Below are 18,904 nucleotides of genomic sequence, written 5' to 3' on the forward strand. Positions count from 1 at the left end.
GGCTCACGGCGTGCCGGCCCCCGCGGTGAGGACCAGTTTTCCTGTCCATAACGTCAGCGGAAACGAACCGGAACAGGCCCGCCCGACGATGGGCGCATGGCCGTGACCAGGACTGCGTGCTCATACTGCGGGGTGGGTTGCGGTATCGAGGTGCACACCCGCGATGAGGGCGGGCGGCCCGTCATCGCCCGGGTGTCCGGCGACCGCTTGCACCCGACCAACGCCGGCCGGTTGTGCACCAAGGGCTCGACACACGCCGAGATGATGAACGCCGCCGACGGTCGGCTGACGTCGGCCCTCGTGCGGCCCAGCCGCGACGAGGAACCGGTGCCGGCCCCGGTCGACGACGCGATCGCCGAAGCGGGCCGGCGGCTGCGCGCCATCGTCGACGAACACGGACCCGATGCGGTCGGGCTGTACGTGTCGGGACAGATGTCGCTGGAAGCGCAGTATCTCGCCACGAAACTGGCGAAGGGGTTCCTGCGCACCCGGTACCTGGAGTCCAATTCGCGGCTGTGCATGGCCAGCGCGGCCACCGGCTACAAACAGTCGCTGGGCGCCGACGGGCCGCCGGGGTCCTACATCGACTTCGACGTCACCGACCTGTTCTTCGTCATCGGGTCCAACATGGCGGACTGTCATCCGATCCTCTACCAGCGCATGGTCGATCGGCTCAAGGCGGGCGCCAGGCTCATCGTCGTCGATCCGCGCCGCACGGCCACCGCAGACCGGGCCGATCTGTACCTGCCGATCAGGCCGGGCACCGACCTGGCCCTGCTCAACGGGCTGCTGCACCTGCTGGTCGAGCGCGGCGACATCGACGAGCAGTTCATCGCCGAGCACACCGAGGGCTGGGCCGGCATGCCGGAATTCCTCGCCGACTACGCCCCGTCGCGGGTCGCGGCGATCACCGGCCTCGACGAAGCCGACCTGCACCGCGCCGCGGCGATGATCGCCGACGCCGGTGACTGGATGACGTGCTGGGCGGTGGGGATGAACCAGAGCACCCACGGCACCTGGAACACCAACGCGATCTGCAACCTGCACCTGGCCACCGGCGCCATCTGCCGGCCCGGCAGCGGGCCGCTGTCGCTGACCGGACAGCCCAACGCGATGGGTGGCCGGGAGATGGGCTACATGGGGCCGGGCCTGCCCGGGCAACGCTCCATCGCCTCCGCCGAGGACCGCGCGTTCGTCGAGCAGCGGTGGGGGCTGCCGCCCGGCACCATCCGCGCCGACGCAGGGCCCGGCGCGGTCGACATGTTCGAGCGGCTGGCCGCCGGCGAGATCAAGGCCTGCTGGATCATCTGCACCAACCCGGTGGCGACCATGCCCAACCGCAGGACCACCATCGCCGGCCTGGAGGCCGCCGACCTGGTGATCACCCAGGACGTGTACCGCGACACCGCCACCAACCGGTACGCCGACATCGCGCTGCCCGCCACGCTGTGGGCGGAATCCGATCAGGTCATGGTGAACTCGGACCGCACGCTGACGCTGCTGCAGCAGGCGGTCCCACCGCCGGGTCACACCCGGCCGGACTGGCAGCTGATCTGCCAGATCGCCGCCGAATTGGGGTTCGGCGAGCACTTCGCCTACTCCGACAGCGAACAGATCTTCGACGAGATCCGCGGATTCGGCAACAGCAGAACGGGTTTCGACCTCCGGGGCGCGAACTACCCGCGGCTGCGCGAGACGCCGCTGCAGTGGCCGGTCCCGCCGGCGGACGCGCCCGGTGGGGACACCGACCGCCACCCGATCCGCTACCTCAACGACGGGGTGAGCCAGGACCTGCACGTCGACGCGGGCGGTCACCGCCCCCGGCTGGCGTTCCCGACACCGTCACGGCGGGCGGTGTTCTACGCCCGCCCGCACGTCGACGCGGCGGAACTGCCCGACGGCGACTACCCGTTCGTCCTCAACACCGGCCGCCTGCCGCACCAGTGGCACACCATGACCAAGACCGGCCGGGTGCGCGCCCTGGTCAAACTCGACGGCCGGCCGTCGGTGGAGGTCCACCCGCACGACGCCGAAGCGCTCGGCGTCGTCGACGGACAGTCGGTCGAACTGACCTCGCGACGCGGACGCGCGGTGCTGCCCGCCGTGGTGAGCGGCCGGGTGATGCCCGGAAACTGTTTCGTGCCCTTTCATTTCAACGATGAACACGGCGAGTACCTCACCGTCAACGCGTTGACCAACGACGCCGTCGACCCCGACTCGCTGCAACCGGAGTTCAAGGTGTGCGCGGTGGCACTGCGGCCGGTGCAGACCGTCTCCGCACCCACGCAGGCGCAGCGGGACCCGGCGCCGGAACCCGCGGCCTCCGACGGCCCGCTCGTGCTGTGGGCGTCGCAGACCGGCACCGCCGAGGACTTCGCCACCGACGTGGCGGCGCGCCTGCCCGGGTCCCAGCTGGTCACCATGGACGAGCTGCCGCTGCCCAGGTTGGCCGAGGCGCGCGACATCGTGGTCATCACCAGCACCTTCGGCGACGGCGGCCCGCCCGACAACGGCGCGGACTTCTTCGACCGGCTGCAGGGTCCGGACGCGCCGAAGCTGGACCGCGTCCGCTTCGCGGTGCTGGGCATCGGCGACCGGTCCTACAGCGACTTCTGCGGGCACGCCCGTTCGCTGGACGGGCGGCTGGCCTCCCTGGGCGCCACGCGGATGCTCGAACGGGTCGACTGCGAAGCCTACGACCAGGAGCGGATGGAGGACTGGGCGCAGCGGATGACTCACCTGCTGAACCCGGACGGCACCGACTCCGTTGGCGGCGGGATCACCACGAGACGGCGGACCACGACCGTCGCCGAACCGTTCACCCGGACCCGGCCGCTGCTGGCGCCCCTGTCCCGCAACACGCTGCTCACCCCCTCGGGATCGCGAAAAGAGGTGCGCCACTTCGGCTTCGACATCTCCGAATACGACGCCACCTACGCTGCGGGCGATTCACTGGGGGTGTACGCCACCAACAGCACGGCGGCCGTCGAGGCCTGGCTCGCCGCCACCGGCCTCGACGGCTCGCAGCGCGTCGACGTCGACGGCGCCGAACACAGTCTGCGTGACGCGCTGGCGGTCAGCTACGACTTCTGCCGCGTCACCCCGGATCTCATGCGCTTCGTGGCCGAGCGGTGCCGAGACCGGGCGGCGGCCAAGAGACTGCGGACGGCGCGCGCGGATCTGGACGCCTGGCTGGCCGACCGCAACGGCCTCGACGTGGTGCGCGAGTTCGACGTCCGCGCCGATCCGCAGCAGTGGCAGGAGGTGCTGGTGCGGCTGACCCCGCGGCAGTACTCCATCTGCAGCAGTCCGCTCGTCAGCCCGCGTGAGGTGCAGTTGACGGTGTCGGTGGTGCGCTACCGCGGCAGCGACGGCGGTGCGCGCGGGGGAGTGGCGAGCACGTTCCTGGCCGACCGCGCCGCCACACCGGTTCCGGTGTTCCTGCAACGCTCCCCGCACTTCCGGCCGCCCCGCGACGGTGACGCCCCGATGATCATGGTCGGTCCTGGCACCGGCATCGCCCCGTTCCGGGCGTTCCTGCAGGAGCGCCGCGCCCTCGGCCACACCGGGGACAACTGGCTGTTCTTCGGCGACCGTCACCGCGACGAGAACTTCTACTACCGTGACGATCTCGAGGACATGGTCACCGACGGTTTCCTGCGGCTGGACCTGGCGTTCTCACGCGATCAACCGAAGCCGGTGTACGTCCAGCACAGGATGCTCGAACACGGTGCGCAAGTGTGGGGCTGGCTGGAGCGCGGCGCGCACCTCTACGTCTGCGGTGACGCCGCCCGGATGGCCAAGGACGTCGACGCGGCCCTGACCGCGATCATCAGGAAGTACGGCCGCATGCCGGAATCGGCTGCGCGCGAATACAAGAAGACCCTGGTAGCGCAGAAGCGCTACCTGCGCGACGTGTACTGAGGCACTACGCCGACGCCTCCTCGGCGAGGTAGCGGTCGTGCTCGGCGTGGGCGCGGCGCAGGAGGTCCATGAGGTCGTCCTCGCGGCGGATCATGGCGCGGTACTTGGGCGGCATCTCCTTGATCTGCTGCTCCTCTGCACACAGCTTCGCGAAGGCCTTCTCGCGTTCGGCGGCGTCCTCTCCGTAGTACGCCTTGTCCAGATAGGTCTTGGCGTGTCGCTGGGCATTGCCGATCGCGTTCTTGACCCGGCCCTTGGGGGACATGAGCGACGCGACGGTGGTGCCCACCAGCAGCGCGATGATCACGCCGAGCGACACCGGTGTGCTGACCTCGGCGACGTCGACGGGTTCACCGCTGTTGACGAACGGCACGTTGTTCTCGTGCAGCGCGTGCAGGAACAGCTTGACGCCGATGAAGGCCAGGATCGCCGCCAGCCCGTAGTGCAGGTAGATCAGGCGGTCCAGGAGTCCGTCGATGAGGAAGTACAGCTGGCGAAGACCCAGCAGGCTGAACGCGGTGGCGGTGAAGACGATGTACACGTCCTGGGTGAGGCCGAAGATCGCCGGGATCGAGTCGAGGGCGAACAGCAGATCGGTGCCGCCGATCGCGACCATCACCAGCAGCATCGGCGTCAGCATGCGCTTGCCGTTCTGGACGGTGACCAGTTTGTCGCCGTCGTAGTCGTCGGTGGTGCGCAGGAACCGCCGCGCCAGCCGGATCACCATGTTGTTCGCGCCGCGGTCGTCGTCGTCGGAGGGTTTGATCAGCTGGCCGGCGGTGAGCAGCAGGGCCAGCCCGAACAGGTAGAACACCCACGCGAAGGCGTTGATCAGCGCCGCCCCGACGAAGATCAGCCCGGTGCGGGCGATGAGCGCGAACACGATGCCGAACAGCAGCACCTTCTGCTGGTCGGCGCGCGGCACCGCGAAGCTGCCGATGATCACCAGGAACACGAACAGGTTGTCCACCGACAACGCCTTCTCGGTGACGTACCCGGCGAAGTACTCCAGTCCGGGGTCGGTGCCACCGAAGACCGTCACTCCGAGGCCGAACACGATCGCGATACCGACGTAGAACGCCGACCAGATCGCGGCCTCGCGCAACGTCGGGATGTGCGCCTTGCGGACGTGGAAGAAGAAGTCGAACAGGACGAGGGCGACGATGACGGCGATGGTCAGCGCCCAGAGCGCCGGGGAGACGTTCATCGGGCGTCGGCCAATCGCGTCGGGGCAGTGGGCATGGGCGGAGTGTTCCCACTACAGGGCCCGGCCACGCGTCGCGGTTCCGGGTAAGTCGCGGCCTCTGTGCGCAGAAAGGCGATGGGCCCCCGGCTTCGTCAGAAGCTGGGGGCCCATCGGCTCTCGCCGGTGTCCGAGGGGGGACTTGAACCCCCACGCCCGTTAATAGGGCACTAGCACCTCAAGCTAGCGCGTCTGCCATTCCGCCACTCGGACCCGTCCCACGTCCCGCGTGGGCAGCTAAGGCTATCGGATCAGGCAGCCCGAACCCAAACCCGGTGTCCCTGGTACGAATGGTGGTTGTGACAGGACCCGCGGATGAGGTGGTCGAACTCGTCAGCTCGCTGATTCGCTTCGACACCTCCAACACCGGAGACCCGGCCACGACCAAGGGTGAGGGCGACTGTGCCCGGTGGGTGGCTGCCCAACTCACCGAGGTCGGCTACGAGTGCGAGTACCTCGACGCGGGCGCGCCGAATCGGGGCAACGTCTTCGCCCGCCTGCCCGGCGCGGACCCGTCGCGCGGCGCGCTGATGATTCACGGCCACCTCGACGTGGTACCCGCCGAACCGGCCGACTGGAGCGTGCACCCCTTCTCCGGCGCGGTGTCCGACGGGTACGTCTGGGGCCGCGGCGCGGTCGACATGAAGGACATGTGCGGGATGATGATCGCCGTCGCCCGCCACTTCAAACGCGCAGGCATCGTCCCGCCGCGCGATCTGGTGTTCGCCTTCGTCTCCGACGAGGAGCACGGCGGCACCTACGGCGCCAACTGGCTGGTGGACAACCGGCCGGACCTGTTCGAGGGCGTGACCGAGGCGATCGGTGAGGTCGGCGGGTTCTCACTCACGGTGCCGCGCCGCGACGGCGGGGAACGCCGCCTCTACCTCATCGAGACGGCCGAGAAGGGTCTGTCGTGGATGCGGCTCACCGCGCGCGGCCGCGCCGGGCACGGTTCGATGGTGCACGACGACAACGCGGTCACCGCGGTCGCCGAAGCCGTCGCCAAACTCGGGCGCCACCGGTTCCCGCTGGTGCTCTCCGACACCGTGCAGCAGTTCCTGACCGCGGTCGCCGAGGAGACGGGGTATTCGTTCGACGTCGACTCCCCGGATCTCGAGGGGTCCATCGCCAAGCTGGGCGGCATCGCCCGCATCGTCGGCGCGACGCTGCGCGACACCGCCAACCCGACGATGCTCAAGGCGGGCTACAAGGCCAACGTCATCCCGCAGACCGCGGAGGCCATGGTGGACTGCCGGGTGCTGCCGGGGCGCAAGGAGGCGTTCGAACGCGAGGTCGACGCGCTGATCGGACCCGACGTGGTTCGCTCGTGGGAACGCGACCTGCCGTCGTACGAGACGACCTTCGACGGTGACCTCGTCGACCAGATGAACGCCTCACTGCTGGCGCTGGACCCCGACGCCCGCACGGTGCCCTACATGCTCTCCGGCGGTACGGACGCAAAATCGTTCCAGCGGTTGGGCATTCGCTGTTTCGGGTTCATCCCGCTGCGGCTGCCGCCGGAACTCGACTTCGCCGCCCTGTTCCACGGCATCGACGAACGGGTACCCGTCGACGCACTCGAATTCGGGGCGCAGGTTCTGCAACACTTTCTCGAGCACTGCTGAGCGGTTCCCATCCACGCGAAAGGACATCATGGCTTTTCCGTACAACCCCTATGAGTTCCTGCCAGAACTGCCGTCGTTCACGCTGACGTCCGAGTCGGTGACCGACGGGCAGCCACTGTCCAACGACCAGGTGAGCGGCCTGATGGGCGCCGGCGGCTCCGACGTGTCGCCGCAACTGTCGTGGTCCGGCTTCCCGGAGGAGACGCGCAGCTTCGCCGTCACCGTCTACGATCCCGACGCGCCGACCGGATCCGGCTTCTGGCACTGGGCGGTGTTCAACCTGCCCGCCACGGTCACCGACCTGCCCGCCGGCGTCGGCGACGGCAGCGCCAAGGGCTTCCCGGGCGACGCCGTCACCCTGGCCAACGACGCCGGGATGAAGCGCTATGTCGGCGCCGCCCCGCCGCCGGGACACGGCCCGCACCGCTACTTCATCGTGGTGCACGCGGTCGACGTCGAGAAGCTCGACATCCCCGAGGACGCGACCCCGGCCTACCTCGGCTTCAACCTGTTCAGCCACGCCATCGCCCGCGCGATCATCCACGGCACTCACGAGCAGAACTAGCACGCGAGCTGCCGCGGGGGCCCGCTCGCGGACCGGACTGGCTTTATCCGGTGAATGACGTATGGTCGCGATCGAGTGGTTGTCACTTCGATCGAGGAGCGTCAATGGCTGACAAGAAACCAGGCAGAAACCTGAAAAAGCCTGCGGCACGGTCTCTCAAGGAGCGGCGTGCCGAGAAGCGCGACCGTGCGGTGGAGGCGGGCGAAACGGTGCGCAAGCGCAAGCGCTGAACTACCGCGAACGCGTCGCCGAACCCACCGCATCCGACAGCGACGCGAAGCCCTCCGCGTGCAGTCGGGCGGCCAGCCCGTCGTGGATGTGCTTGGCCCACAACCCGCCTCCGTAGACGAAGCCGGTATAGCCCTGCAGCAGTGAGGCACCCGAGGTGATGCGCTCCCAGGCGTCGTCGGCGGTCTCGATGCCGCCGACGCTGACGAGCACCAACCGGTCGCCCGCCCGGCGGTACAGCCGGCGCAGCACCTCGAGGGAGCGGGCGGCCACCGGTGCGCCGGACACCCCGCCCGGTCCGAGCTCCTCGACGCCCGGGGTCTTCAATCCCGCGCGCGACACCGTGGTGTTGGTGGCCACGATGCCGGCCAGACCCAATTCGACTGCCAGGTCGGCGATCTCGTCGACGTCGGCGTCGGACAGGTCGGGGGCGATCTTCACCAGCACCGGCGTCGAGGTCTGGGCGCGCACCGCGGACAGGATGGGCCGCAACGCCTCGACCGCCTGCAGGTCACGCAGCCCCGGGGTGTTCGGCGAACTGACGTTGACCACCAGGAATGTGGCGAGCGGCCCGAGTTGGCGTGCGCTCTCGGCGTAGTCGTCGACGGCGCGCTCGGGGGGCGTGGCCTTGGTCTTGCCGATGTTGACGCCGACGGGGGCGTCGGGCACGTGGCGGGTGAGGCGTTGTGCGAGCCGGGCCGCGCCGTCGTTGTTGAATCCCATGCGATTGAGCAGCGCCCGGTCCTCGGGCAGCCGGAACAGCCGGGGTTCGGGGTTACCGGACTGCGGCTGGGCGGTGACCGTGCCCACTTCGGCATACCCGAATCCCAATGCGGGCCAGGTGTGCAGGCCGCGGCCGTCCTTGTCGAAGCCGGCCGCCAGCCCGAGCGGCCCCGGGAAGCGCACCCCGAACACGGTGCTGGCCAGCACGGGATCGCGGGGTGCGAGCCGGCCCCGCAGCGCTCGCCGCAGCAGGCCCGGCGTGGTGAGGGTGCGCAGCAGTGCGAACACCCAGGTGTGGATGCGCTCGGGGGAGACCAGGAACAGCACCCGCCGCAGCGCGTGGTAGCCGGTCACTGCCCCGGCTGCTCCACCGTGCTCGCGGTCTTGCGGCGCCGCAGCAGCACCCGACGGCTTCCGTCCGTATAGGCCCGCACCCGGGTCAATTCCCAGCCGCGGTACTCGGCCTCGATGGACAGCCGGATCGACGCGCTGATCCTGGTGACGTCGGGCGGCAGCCGCAGCGGGACCCATTCCCACTCGTCGGACGCCTCGGCCACCACCGCGTCCCAGGCCGCGGGCATCCGGCCGCGTGCGGCCGTCATCGCGGCTCCGCCGCATCGGCCGTCATCGCGGCTCCGCCGCGCCGGTGATCACCTGCACACCCGCTCCCGTCCCTGACACCACATACAGCGTGCCAGACACATCGTCGTAGGCGAGGAGGTTCGGTTGCTGCACGGTTCGGTGACGCACCTTTTCGACGGGGATCCCGGTGGACAGATCGTAGCCAATCACGGTGTTCGACGCCGTCTGCGACACCCACGCCAGCCCGCTCGAGCCGGCCAGGCCATAGGGGGCGTCCGGCACCGGGTAGCGCTGCCGCATGATCAGCGGGTCCGTGCCGAACACCAGCAGTTCGTCCCCGCGGGTGTCGGCGACCAGCACCCGGCCCTGCGGATCGGCGGCCATCGTGGTCGCGCCCTCACCGGCGCGCAGCGCCTGGGCCGCCTTGGTGCCGCCGGCGTCGACCGTCGTCACCGAGGTCTGCCCGCGGTCCAGCACGACCGTCGTATTGCCCTGTGCGACAAGCGCGTCCACGCGGGCGAAGATCCCCAGTCGGGCGCCGACGGTGGTGTCGGACTCCAGTGTCAGTACCGCACCGTCGGACGTGCCGAGCACCAGGCGTCCATCGGCGCGCCGCGCGACGGCGGTGAAGTCGGTGTCGGCCTCACCCTCCACGTCGACCCGGTCGACGCGGCCGGCGGCGACGTCGACGCGAAGGTAGCCGCCCCGGGCGGACAGGTAGAGCGTGCCGTCGCCGGTTCCGGCCATCGCCGTCGCCGTCGAGGGGGTGAGCACGGTGCGCGGCGGCGCCGACGAGGTCAGCACCGTCAGCGCCGACTGACCCTCGGGCCCCGGCCCGAGCACCACCAGCGAGCGGGTGGCCGGATCGAAGAGCGCGGCCACCGCATCGGCGGCCAGTGGGCGAACCGTGCCGTCCGGCGCGCCGGTGACCGGGGGTGAGGACGCTGCCGATGCGGGCGTGATCGTCGGGGGCGGCGCGTCGACCGGATTCGACGAGCACCCGGCGGCGGCGACGGCCAGGGCCGCCACGGCGGTGGTCAGTGGCCGGGATCGGAGGTTTACGCGCAGCGGCACGGGGTAGCTCTCGGTTTGTGCGAACGGAAATTCTCGGCATTCGAGGGTCGGTGCGTCAGTCTAGGCGCGATGGGACAGACCGATTTCGCGCTTTCTCTAGACTGTCTTACATAATCCTGGCTATGGTCCGATCATGACGCTCGTCACAGAAAGGCACGCGCGCAGCGGCGGATTCGAGTTCGAGGACATCTCCACCGGTGTCCACGCCAGCGGCTTCGGCCAGATCGGCGACGGCCGCAGCTTCTCGTTCCACGTCGAGCGCCAGCAGTTGGTCGTCGAGGTGTACCGCCCCCGTCTGCGGGGCCCGGTGCCCACCGAGGAGGACGTGGTCGCCGCGACGAGTCGCACGCTTCACGACATCGATCTGACCGACGAACGCAGCCTCGCCGCCGCCGTGCGCGACGCGGTGTCGTCCGCCCAGCCGGTGGCTCGACCCGGTCGCTGACACCTTCGCCACGGTACGGTCGTCGTCGTGATCGACGCACCGGACATGTCGTGGTTGCAGGTCATCGTCCTCGCCGTCGTCCAAGGCCTCACCGAATTCCTGCCGGTCTCGTCCTCGGGACACCTCGCGATCGTGTCGCGGGTGTTCTTCGACGACGATGCGGGCGCATCCTTCACCGCGGTCACGCAGCTGGGCACCGAGGTGGCGGTGCTGGTCTACTTCGCCCGTGACATCGCGCGCATCGTGCGCGCCTGGTTCGGCGGCCTGCGCAGTCCGGAGCGCCGCAACGCCGACTACCGGCTGGGCTGGTACGTCATCATCGGCACGATCCCGATCGCCGTGGTGGGACTGCTGCTCAAGGACGAGATCCGCACCGCCGCGCGCAACCTGTGGGCCATCGCGATCGCGCTCATCGTGTTCTCCGCCGTGATCGCCGCCGCCGAGTACTTCGGCAGGCAGGTCCGCCACGTCGAACAGCTGACCTGGCGCGACGGCGTCATCGTCGGCGTCGCCCAGTGTCTGGCGCTGCTGCCCGGGGTGTCCCGGTCGGGGGCGACGATCAGCGCCGGGCTCTTCCTCGGCCTCGACCGGGAGCTGGCCGCCCGGTTCGGATTCCTGCTCGCCATCCCCGCGGTGTTCGCCTCGGGGCTGTTCTCGCTGCCCGACGCCTTCGCCCCGGTCGGCGAGGGGATGAGCGCCACCGGACCGCAGCTGCTGGTCGCCACGGTGATCGCGTTCATCGTCGGGTTCGCCGCGGTCGCCTGGTTCCTGCGGTTCCTCGTGCGCCACGGCATGTACTGGTTCGTCGGCTACCGGGTGGTGTTGGGTGTGGTGGTGCTGATCTTGTTGTCCACCGGGGTGGTGGCCGCGACATGACCGTGATCCTGCTGCGGCACGGCCGCTCGACCTCCAACACCGCGCACACGCTGGCCGGCCGCAGCGAGGGCGTCGACCTCGACGAACGCGGTGCCGAACAGGCCAGGGACGTGGTCGGCCGGATCGGTGAGCTGCCGGTGCGCGCGATCGTGCGTTCGCCGCTGCTGCGGTGCCGGCGCACCGTCGAACCGCTGGCCGCCGCGCTGGGCCTCGAACCGGTCGTCGACGACCGGCTCTCCGAGGTCGACTACGGCGCCTGGACCGGGCGCAAGATCGGCGACCTCGTCAAGGAGCCGCTGTGGGCGGTGGTGCAGCAGCAGCCCAGCGCCGCGGTGTTCCCCGACGGCGAAGGCCTCGCCCAGGTACAGGCCCGCGCCGTGGCGGCCGTCCGCGAGCACGACCGGCGGCTGGCCGAGGAGCACGGCGGCGACACGCTGTGGGTGGCGTGCAGCCACGGCGACGTGATCAAGGCCGTGCTCGCCGACGCGCTGGGCACCCACCTGGACAGCTTCCAGCGCATCACCGCCGATCCGGCGTCGATGAGCGTGATCCGCTACACGACGCTGCGCCCGTTCGTCGTGCACATCAACCACACCGGTGCGGAGCTCGCCGCCGGGCTCGCGGCCAAACCCGCACCCGCGGCCGACGGCCGACCGGACGGGTCGGACGAGCTGCCTCCGGAGGACGCGGTCGTCGGCGGTTCCACCGGCTGACCCACCACCCGGTATTTTGGAAGGTGCCATGGCCCGAGCAATTCACGTCTTCCGCACGCCCGACCGCTTCGTGGCCGGGACGGTCGGGCAGCCCGGCAACCGGACGTTCTATCTGCAGGCCGTGCACGACAAGCGCGTGGTGTCGGTCATCCTCGAGAAACAGCAGGTGGCCGTCCTCGCCGAGCGCATCGCGGCGCTCCTTCAGGAGATCAACCGGCGCTTCGGCACCCCCATCCCGCCCGACACCGGCGAGGTCGACGATCTGAGCCCGCTGGTGACACCCGTCGACGCCGAGTTCCGGGTGGGCACCATGGGCCTGGGGTGGGACTCCGAGGCGCAGACGATCGTGGTGGAACTGCTCGCGGTGTCCGACACCGAATTCGACGCCTCGGTGGTGCTCGACGACGCCGAGGACGGCCCCGATGCGGTGCGGGTGTTCCTCACCCCCGAATCGGCCCGCCAGTTCGCCACCCGGTCCAACCGCGTCATCTCGGCAGGCCGGCCGCCCTGCCCGCTGTGCGACGAACCCCTCGACCCGGAGGGCCACATCTGCGTGCGCACCAACGGCTATCGGCGCGGCGCGCTGACCGAGACCGACGATGACGCCGACATCTGAGGGCCCCGGACACGACCGCGCCGAAGACGAATGGGTGATGCGAACGGGCGACCTGACCGTCATCGGACGGATCCGCTCGGCGAGCAACGCCACGTTCCTGTGCGAGGCGCACCTCGACGGGGCCCAGACCCACTGCGTCTACAAACCGGTCGCCGGCGAGGCGCCGCTGTGGGACTTCCCGGACGGCACGCTGGCCGGGCGGGAATTCGCGGCCTACCTCGTGTCGGCGGCGTCGGGCTGGGACATCGTGCCCCACACCGTCATTCGCGACGGGCCTGCCGGGACGGGCATGGTGCAGCGGTGGGTCGACCAACTCGGCGACGAGGGTGACGAGAACCCGGGCCCGGACCTGGTGGACCTGCTGCCCGCGGGCCGCTTCCCGCCGGGTTACCTCCCGATCCTGCAGGCCTACGACTACGCCGGTGACGAGGTCACGCTGGTGCACGCCGATGACGTCCGGCTGCGCCGGATGGCGGTGTTCGACGTGCTGATCAACAACGCCGACCGCAAGGGCGGCCACATCCTCTCCGGCGCGGACGGCCGGGTGTACGGCGTCGACCACGGCGTGAGCCTGCACGCCGAGGACAAGCTGCGCACCGTGCTGTGGGGCTGGGCGGGCAAACCCGTCGACGACGAGACCCTGGAAACCGTGGCGCGCCTCGGCGACGAACTGCGCTCCGGGGAACTGCGTGACCGGCTGCGGCCCCACATCACCGCCCGAGAGGTTTCCGCGTTGCGTGCGAGAATCGTTGAGCTGCTGGACAATCCGGTGATGCCGACCCCGGACCGTCGCCGTCCGATCCCGTGGCCGGCCTTTTGATGCAGACCGATGCCGCACTGGCCGCCGCGGTGGCCGCAGAAGCCGGTGAGATGCTCGTCGCGCTGCGCGAGGAGTACGACTGGTACCACCCCTACGACCTCGGCGACGCCGGGGACAAACGCGCCAACGTGCTGATCCTCGACCGGCTGCGCGAGCACCGGCCCGGCGATGCGGTGCTCAGCGAGGAGGCGGTCGACGACCCGGCCCGGGTCGACGCCGACCGGGTGTGGATCGTCGACCCCGTCGACGGCACCCGCGAGTACTCGCTGCCGCCGCGATCGGACTGGGCGGTGCACATCGCGCTGTGGCAGCGCGACGGGACGCCCACCGGCGGTCTCACCGACGCCGCCGTCGCGCTGCCCGCCCGCGGCGAGGTCTACCGCACCGACACCGTGACACCGCCCGCCCCGCGCCGCGACGGACCCATCCGCATCACCGCCAGCGCCACCCGGCCGCCCGCGGTGCTGTGGTGGATCCGCGACCGCCTGGACATCGAGATGGTGCGGATCGGCTCCGCGGGCGCGAAGGCGATGGCCGTCGTCCGCGGTGACGTCGACGCCTACATCCACGCCGGCGGTCAGTGGGAGTGGGATTCGGCGGCCCCGGCGGCGGTGGTGCAGGCCGCGGGCCTGCACGCCTCGCGGATCGACGGGTCCCCGCTCGTCTACAACCGTCGCGATCCCTACCTGCCCGACCTGCTGATGTGCCGCAGCGAACTGGCCGACGTGCTGCTCGCCGCGATCCACTCGGCGTACTGAGGGGGAATGAAACCGGCGCCGCGGTTGTCGCACTGCGCGAGACTGCACCAGCGGGAGGCTGCCCTGATCGAACAACCTAGAGTCGACGTCATGCAATCGTGGTCCGCGCCGGAGGTACCGGCTGTGCCGGGCCGGGGCCCGCAGTTGCGGCTCTACGACAGTGCCGACCGTCAGGTCCGTCCCGTCTCGGCGGGGGAGACCGCCACCATGTACGTCTGCGGGATCACCCCGTACGACGCCACCCACCTCGGGCACGCCGCGACCTACCTGACGTTCGACCTCGTGCACCGGCTGTGGCTGGATGCCGGCCACCGCGTGCACTACGTGCAGAACATCACCGACGTCGACGATCCGCTGTTCGAGCGCGCCGACCGCGACGGGATCGACTGGCGCGAACTCGCTGCGCGCGAGACCCAGCTGTTCCGCGAGGACATGACCGCGCTGCGCGTTCTGCCGCCACAGGACTACGTGGCGGCGACCGACGCGATCGCCGAGGTCATCGAGCTGGTGGAGAAGATGCTGGCCTCCGGCGCGGCCTACGTGGTCGAGGACGCCGAGTTCCCCGACGTGTACTTCCGTGCCGACGCGACCGTCCAGTTCGGCTACGAGTCGAACTACGACCACGACACGATGCTGCGGCTGTTCGCCGAGCGCGGCGGCGACCCGGAGCGACCGGGCAAGGCCGACGCACTCGACGCGCTGCTGTGGCGGGCACAGCGGCCCGGCGAACCGAGCTGGCCGTCGCCGTTCGGCCCGGGCCGGCCCGGCTGGCACGTGGAGTGCGCGGCGATCGCGCTGAGCCGCATCGGGACCGGTCTGGACATCCAGGGCGGCGGCAGCGACCTGATCTTCCCGCACCACGAGTTCTCCGCGGCCCACGCCGAGTCGGTGACGGGGGAGCGGCGCTTCGCCAGGCACTACGTCCACGCGGGCATGATCGGGTGGGACGGGCACAAGATGAGCAAGAGCCGGGGCAACCTGGTGCTGGTGTCGCGGCTGCGGGCCGACGGCGTCGACCCGTCGGCGATCCGGCTCGGGCTGCTGGCCGGCCACTACCGGGCCGACCGGTTCTGGAGCGACGACGTGCTGGTCGAGGCGCAGGCCCGGCTGCAGCGCTGGCGGCGCGCCACCGCGCTGCCCGCAGGACCTGACGCGACCGATGTGCTCGCCCGCGTCCGCACCTACCTCGCCGACGATCTGGACACCCCGACAGCGCTCGTTGCGCTGGACGCCTGGTGTACCGAGGCGCTCGACGACGGCGGCAGCGACACCGAGGCACCCGAAACCGTCGCCGCGGCCATCGACGCGTTGCTGGGAGTTGCGCTCGCCGTGGAGTAGCTTGCGACGCATGACTTCGGTACACGGCAAGGTCGTGTTGATCACCGGTGGGGCCCGAGGGGTCGGCGAAGAGCTGGCCCGCAGGCTCCACGCCAAGGGCGCCAAGCTGGTCCTCACCGACCTCGACGAGGGTCCACTGTCGACGCTGGCCGCCGATCTCGGAGACGACCGGGTGCTCACCGTCGTCGCCGATGTGTGCGACCTCAAGACCATGCAGTCCACCGTCGACCAGGCCGTCACCCGATTCGGCGGGATCGACATCGTCATCGCGAACGCGGGCATCGCCAGTTACGGGTCGGTGCTGGTGGTGGATCCCGACGCCTTCCGCCGGGTGCTCGACGTCAACGTGGTCGGCGTGTTCAACACCGTGCGCGCCGCGCTGCCGTCGGTGATCGACCGCAAGGGCTACGTGCTGGTGGTGTCGTCGCTGGCGGCGTTCGCCGCCGCACCGGGGATGGCGCCCTACGACGCGTCGAAGGCCGGTGTGGAGCACTTCGCCAACGCGCTGCGCCTCGAGGTCGCGCACCACGGCGTGACGGTCGGCTGCGGACATATGTCGTGGATCGACACCCCGCTGGTGCAGGACACCAAGACCGACCTGCCGAGTTTCCGCACGATGCTGGACTCGCTTCCGGGACCGCTGAGCCGAACCACCTCCGTCGAGAAGTGCGGCGAGGTGTTCGTCAAGGGCATCGAGCGTCGCAAGGAACGCATCTACTGTCCGTGGTGGGTCGGTCTCATGCGCTGGATCAAACCGGTGCTGACCACCCGCATCGGTCAGGCTTCGCTGCTCAAGGCCGCCCCGCAGGTGTTGCCGCAGATGGACGCCGAGGTCACCGCCCTCAAGCGCTCACTCGGCGCCCGCACCCACGGGCTCAAGAAGTGATCCGCCGGTTGATCGCCCTGGTGGCGATCGCATCGCTGGCCGGGTGCGCGCAGGGCGGCAACGGCGACGAGGCGGCCCCCGCCCCGGCGACGACGCCGCCCGCGGCGGTGAGCCCGGACGAAGCCCGCGCGATCGCCAAGGAGGCCTACATCTACGGCTTCCCGATCGTCGACAACTACCGGGTGCAGTACGCCTACTACGTCGACAAGGACAATCCGGAGTACAAGGGCGGCTGGAATCAGATCCACAGCACCGCACGGGTTTACACCCCGGAGGACAAGACGGTGCAGACCCCCAACTCCGATACGCCGTACTCGATGCTCGGCGCCGACCTGCGGGCCGAACCGCTGGTGCTGACCGTTCCGCCGATCGAGCAGGACCGCTACTACTCGCTGCAGTTCATCAACGGCTACACCAACAACATTGCCTACGTCGGCAGCCGGACCACCGGCAACGGTGGCGGCAAGTACCTGTTCGCCGGTCCCGGCTGGCAGGGCGGCACCCCTGACGGCATCGACGAGGTCATCCGCTCCGACACCGACCTGGCCGGCGTGATCTACCGCACCCAGCTGTTCGGCCCGTCGGACATCGAGAGCGTCAAGAAGATTCAGGCCGGCTACCAGGTGGCGCCGCTGTCGGTGTACCTCAACGCGCCACCGCCCCCCGGGGCGCCGCCCATCGACTTCGTCCCGCCGCTGACCCCCGAACAGCAGCGGACGTCGCCGCAGTTCTTCGAGATCTTGAACTTCGCGTTACGCACCGCGCCGGTGCTGCCGAACGAGCGGGAGATGCGGAACCGCTTCGCGCGCATCGGCATCGGGCCCGACGGCGACTTCGACGCCGATGCCCTCACCCCGGAGATGCGCTCGGCGGTCGAGGGTGGGATGGCCGACGCGTGGGATGAATTCGACGACTTCAAGAAGAACGAAGTCGAAACCGGCAAGGTGGAACCCGCCCAGTTCTTCGGCACCGCCGAGGATCTGAAGGGCAATTACCTGTACCGGATGGCCGGTGCGGTGTGGGGCATCTACGGCAACACCGCCGCTGAGGCGCTCTACCCGGCTCTGGTCAACGACTCCGACGGCGAGCCGCTGACCGGGGCGAACAACTACACCGTGCGCTTCGCGCCGGGCCAGCTGCCGCCGGTGAACGCGTTCTGGTCGCTGACGATGTACGAGATGCCGGCCAGCCTGCTGGTGGCGAACCCGATGCAGCGCTACCTGATCAACTCGCCGATGCTGCCCAGCCTGGTCCCCGATCCCGACGGCGGCTACACCTTCTCCATCCAGAACGCCTCACCGGGCATCGAGAAGGAGTCCAACTGGCTGCCCGCACCCAAGGGCCCGTTCCAGATGATCATGCGGCTGTACTGGCCGAAGCCCGATGCGCTCAACGGCACGTGGAAACCGCCGCAGGCGGTGAAGGCCGGCCCCTGATCGCGGCCCCTTCTTGTCATACCCCCCTGGTTGTATGGGGTCATGTCCTCGAGCCTGTCGTCCGGTGCGGTGGTGGTGCGCCCGATCGACCGGCTCGAGGTGTTGTTCGAGGAGTTGGCGGAGCTGACCGGTCAGCGCAACGCGATCGACGCCCGCCTGGTGGAGATCGCCGCCGAGATCGACCACGACGAACTGTGCGGCATGACGGGTGCGACGTCGGTAGCGCACCTGATGGCCTGGAAGACCGGGTCGTCGTCGAGGAACGGTAAGACCATCGCCGCGATCGCGCACCAGATCGCGGAGTTCCCCCGCTGTGTGCAGGCTTTGCGGGAGGGGCGGTTGTCGCTGGATCAGGTTGGGGTGATCGCCGACGGGGCGGGGGCAGGGTCTGATGCGCATTACGCCGAGCTGGCTAGAAGCGCCACGGTCAATCAGTTACGCACCGCGATCAAACTCGAACCCCGACCCGAACCCGAACCCAGACCTGAACCTCGGGCCGACACTGACATCCCGCCTGAGCCGGTGTCGGTGCCCGAGCCGCGGTCATCGGTCACCAAGACCTCCGATGAGCAGTACACGTACTGGCGCATCGCGATGCCGCATGCCGAGGCGGCGGTGTTCGACGCGGCCCTGCAGTCCCACCACGACGGGTTGGTCGCGCAGTGGAAACACGACCACGACAACACCGACGACACCGACACCGGCGACAGCCCGGGCGCGGGCCCGTCAGCGGGGCGGCCGCCGTTTCCCACCCTGGGCGATGCGTTCAATAGCCTGGTCGAGGCCGGGTGGGACGCCGAGGCCGCTCGCCGCCCCCACGGGCATCGCACCACTGTAGTCGTGCACCTCGACCTCACAGACCGCATCGCCGCCCTGCATCTGGGGCCGCTGCTCTCCGATGCCGATCGCCGCTATCTGACCTGTGACGCCACCTGCGAAGTGTGGTTCGAACGCGACGGACAACCCATCGGGTCCGGGCGCGCCACCCGGCTGATCAGCCGCCGGCTGCGCCGCGCCCTGGAACACCGCCACCCCACCTGCGCGGTCCCCGG

Annotated in this window: 18 protein-coding genes and 1 tRNA gene; 14 read left to right on the forward strand and 5 right to left on the reverse strand. The window is 69.9% G+C overall.

The features are described 5' to 3' along the window. Positions 1-96: 96 nt before the first annotated feature. Complete coding sequence (locus AU195_RS11300; RefSeq protein ID WP_059159157.1) at positions 97-3,924, forward strand: bifunctional nitrate reductase/sulfite reductase flavoprotein subunit alpha; 3,828 nt, start codon at positions 97-99, stop codon at positions 3,922-3,924. A gap of 4 nt (positions 3,925-3,928) precedes the next feature. Here AU195_RS11300 and AU195_RS11305 read toward each other — a convergent pair whose 3' ends face one another. Together AU195_RS11305 and AU195_RS11310 are read right to left on the reverse strand one after the other, a co-directional pair. Next, a complete protein-coding gene (locus AU195_RS11305; protein ID WP_059159158.1) occupies positions 3,929-5,131 on the reverse strand; it encodes a TerC family protein in 1,203 nt (400 codons plus the stop codon). A 163-nt stretch (positions 5,132-5,294) separates the two neighbouring features. Continuing rightward, a tRNA-Leu gene (locus AU195_RS11310) sits at positions 5,295-5,380 on the reverse strand. A gap of 77 nt (positions 5,381-5,457) precedes the next feature. On the opposite strand from AU195_RS11310, the gene AU195_RS11315 reads away from it, so the two are divergent. From AU195_RS11315 to AU195_RS26175, 3 genes are all read left to right on the forward strand, one after another. After that, on the forward strand, positions 5,458-6,792 hold the full coding sequence (locus AU195_RS11315; protein WP_059159159.1) for a M20/M25/M40 family metallo-hydrolase: 1,335 nt from the start codon (positions 5,458-5,460) through the stop codon (positions 6,790-6,792). 28 nt (positions 6,793-6,820) lie between these two features. Continuing rightward, positions 6,821-7,357, forward strand: coding sequence for a YbhB/YbcL family Raf kinase inhibitor-like protein (locus AU195_RS11320; RefSeq protein ID WP_059159160.1), 537 nt, complete (start codon positions 6,821-6,823; stop codon positions 7,355-7,357). A gap of 104 nt (positions 7,358-7,461) precedes the next feature. Next, positions 7,462-7,587, forward strand: a complete 126-nt coding sequence (locus AU195_RS26175; protein ID WP_286149219.1) for a hypothetical protein — start codon at positions 7,462-7,464, stop codon at positions 7,585-7,587. A gap of 1 nt (position 7,588) precedes the next feature. Here AU195_RS26175 and AU195_RS11325 read toward each other — a convergent pair whose 3' ends face one another. From AU195_RS11325 to AU195_RS11335, 3 genes are read right to left on the reverse strand one after another with little or no spacing between them, the layout of a single operon-like run. After that, positions 7,589-8,662 (reverse strand): quinone-dependent dihydroorotate dehydrogenase, encoded by a 1,074-nt coding sequence (locus AU195_RS11325; RefSeq protein WP_059159161.1) that lies wholly within the window; start codon positions 8,660-8,662, stop codon positions 7,589-7,591. Then, complete coding sequence (locus AU195_RS11330) at positions 8,659-8,910, reverse strand: DUF5703 family protein (RefSeq protein WP_059159162.1); 252 nt, start codon at positions 8,908-8,910, stop codon at positions 8,659-8,661. Before AU195_RS11330 ends, AU195_RS11325 begins: the two co-directional genes overlap by 4 nt. 22 nt (positions 8,911-8,932) lie before the next feature. Further along, positions 8,933-9,964 (reverse strand): YncE family protein, encoded by a 1,032-nt coding sequence (locus AU195_RS11335; RefSeq protein WP_059159163.1) that lies wholly within the window; start codon positions 9,962-9,964, stop codon positions 8,933-8,935. Positions 9,965-10,097: 133 nt separating this feature from the next. Here AU195_RS11335 and AU195_RS11340 point away from each other — a divergent pair, with 133 nt between their 5' ends. The 10 genes from AU195_RS11340 to AU195_RS11385 all read left to right on the forward strand — a co-directional run. Then, complete coding sequence (locus tag AU195_RS11340; RefSeq protein ID WP_059159164.1) at positions 10,098-10,409, forward strand: hypothetical protein; 312 nt, start codon at positions 10,098-10,100, stop codon at positions 10,407-10,409. Between the two features lie 45 nt (positions 10,410-10,454). Then, positions 10,455-11,285: an undecaprenyl-diphosphate phosphatase gene (locus tag AU195_RS11345; RefSeq protein WP_059159176.1), complete on the forward strand. Its 831-nt coding sequence runs from the start codon at positions 10,455-10,457 to the stop codon at positions 11,283-11,285. Next, positions 11,282-11,998: a histidine phosphatase family protein gene (locus tag AU195_RS11350; protein ID WP_059159165.1), complete on the forward strand. Its 717-nt coding sequence runs from the start codon at positions 11,282-11,284 to the stop codon at positions 11,996-11,998. The genes AU195_RS11345 and AU195_RS11350 overlap by 4 nt, the downstream gene beginning before the upstream one ends. 28 nt (positions 11,999-12,026) lie before the next feature. Then, on the forward strand, positions 12,027-12,614 hold the full coding sequence (locus tag AU195_RS11355; RefSeq protein WP_059094875.1) for a DUF3090 domain-containing protein: 588 nt from the start codon (positions 12,027-12,029) through the stop codon (positions 12,612-12,614). Next, positions 12,598-13,434 (forward strand): SCO1664 family protein, encoded by an 837-nt coding sequence (locus AU195_RS11360; RefSeq protein WP_353612155.1) that lies wholly within the window; start codon positions 12,598-12,600, stop codon positions 13,432-13,434. Before AU195_RS11355 ends, AU195_RS11360 begins: the two co-directional genes overlap by 17 nt. Next, a complete protein-coding gene (locus AU195_RS11365; RefSeq protein ID WP_059159166.1) occupies positions 13,434-14,192 on the forward strand; it encodes a 3'(2'),5'-bisphosphate nucleotidase CysQ in 759 nt (252 codons plus the stop codon). The genes AU195_RS11360 and AU195_RS11365 overlap by 1 nt, the downstream gene beginning before the upstream one ends. A gap of 90 nt (positions 14,193-14,282) precedes the next feature. Beyond that, positions 14,283-15,530 carry a cysteine--1-D-myo-inosityl 2-amino-2-deoxy-alpha-D-glucopyranoside ligase gene (gene mshC, locus AU195_RS11370; RefSeq protein WP_059159167.1) on the forward strand — a complete coding sequence of 416 codons (1,248 nt, stop codon included), beginning with the start codon at positions 14,283-14,285 and terminating at the stop codon, positions 15,528-15,530. 10 nt (positions 15,531-15,540) lie between these two features. Next, the gene (locus AU195_RS11375; protein WP_059159168.1) at positions 15,541-16,416 is read left to right on the forward strand and encodes an SDR family oxidoreductase; all 876 of its coding nucleotides are present in this window, start codon (positions 15,541-15,543) and stop codon (positions 16,414-16,416) included. After that, positions 16,413-17,852, forward strand: coding sequence for a DUF1254 domain-containing protein (locus tag AU195_RS11380; RefSeq protein WP_059159169.1), 1,440 nt, complete (start codon positions 16,413-16,415; stop codon positions 17,850-17,852). The genes AU195_RS11375 and AU195_RS11380 overlap by 4 nt, the downstream gene beginning before the upstream one ends. Before the next feature lie 42 nt (positions 17,853-17,894). Continuing rightward, positions 17,895-18,904: DUF222 domain-containing protein (locus AU195_RS11385; RefSeq protein WP_059159170.1), on the forward strand; the 1,010-nt coding region annotated here is incomplete at its 3' end.

Origin of the sequence: Mycobacterium sp. IS-1496 (assembly GCF_001499995.1) — a bacterium.
Classification (GTDB): Bacteria; Actinomycetota; Actinomycetes; order Mycobacteriales; family Mycobacteriaceae; genus Mycobacterium.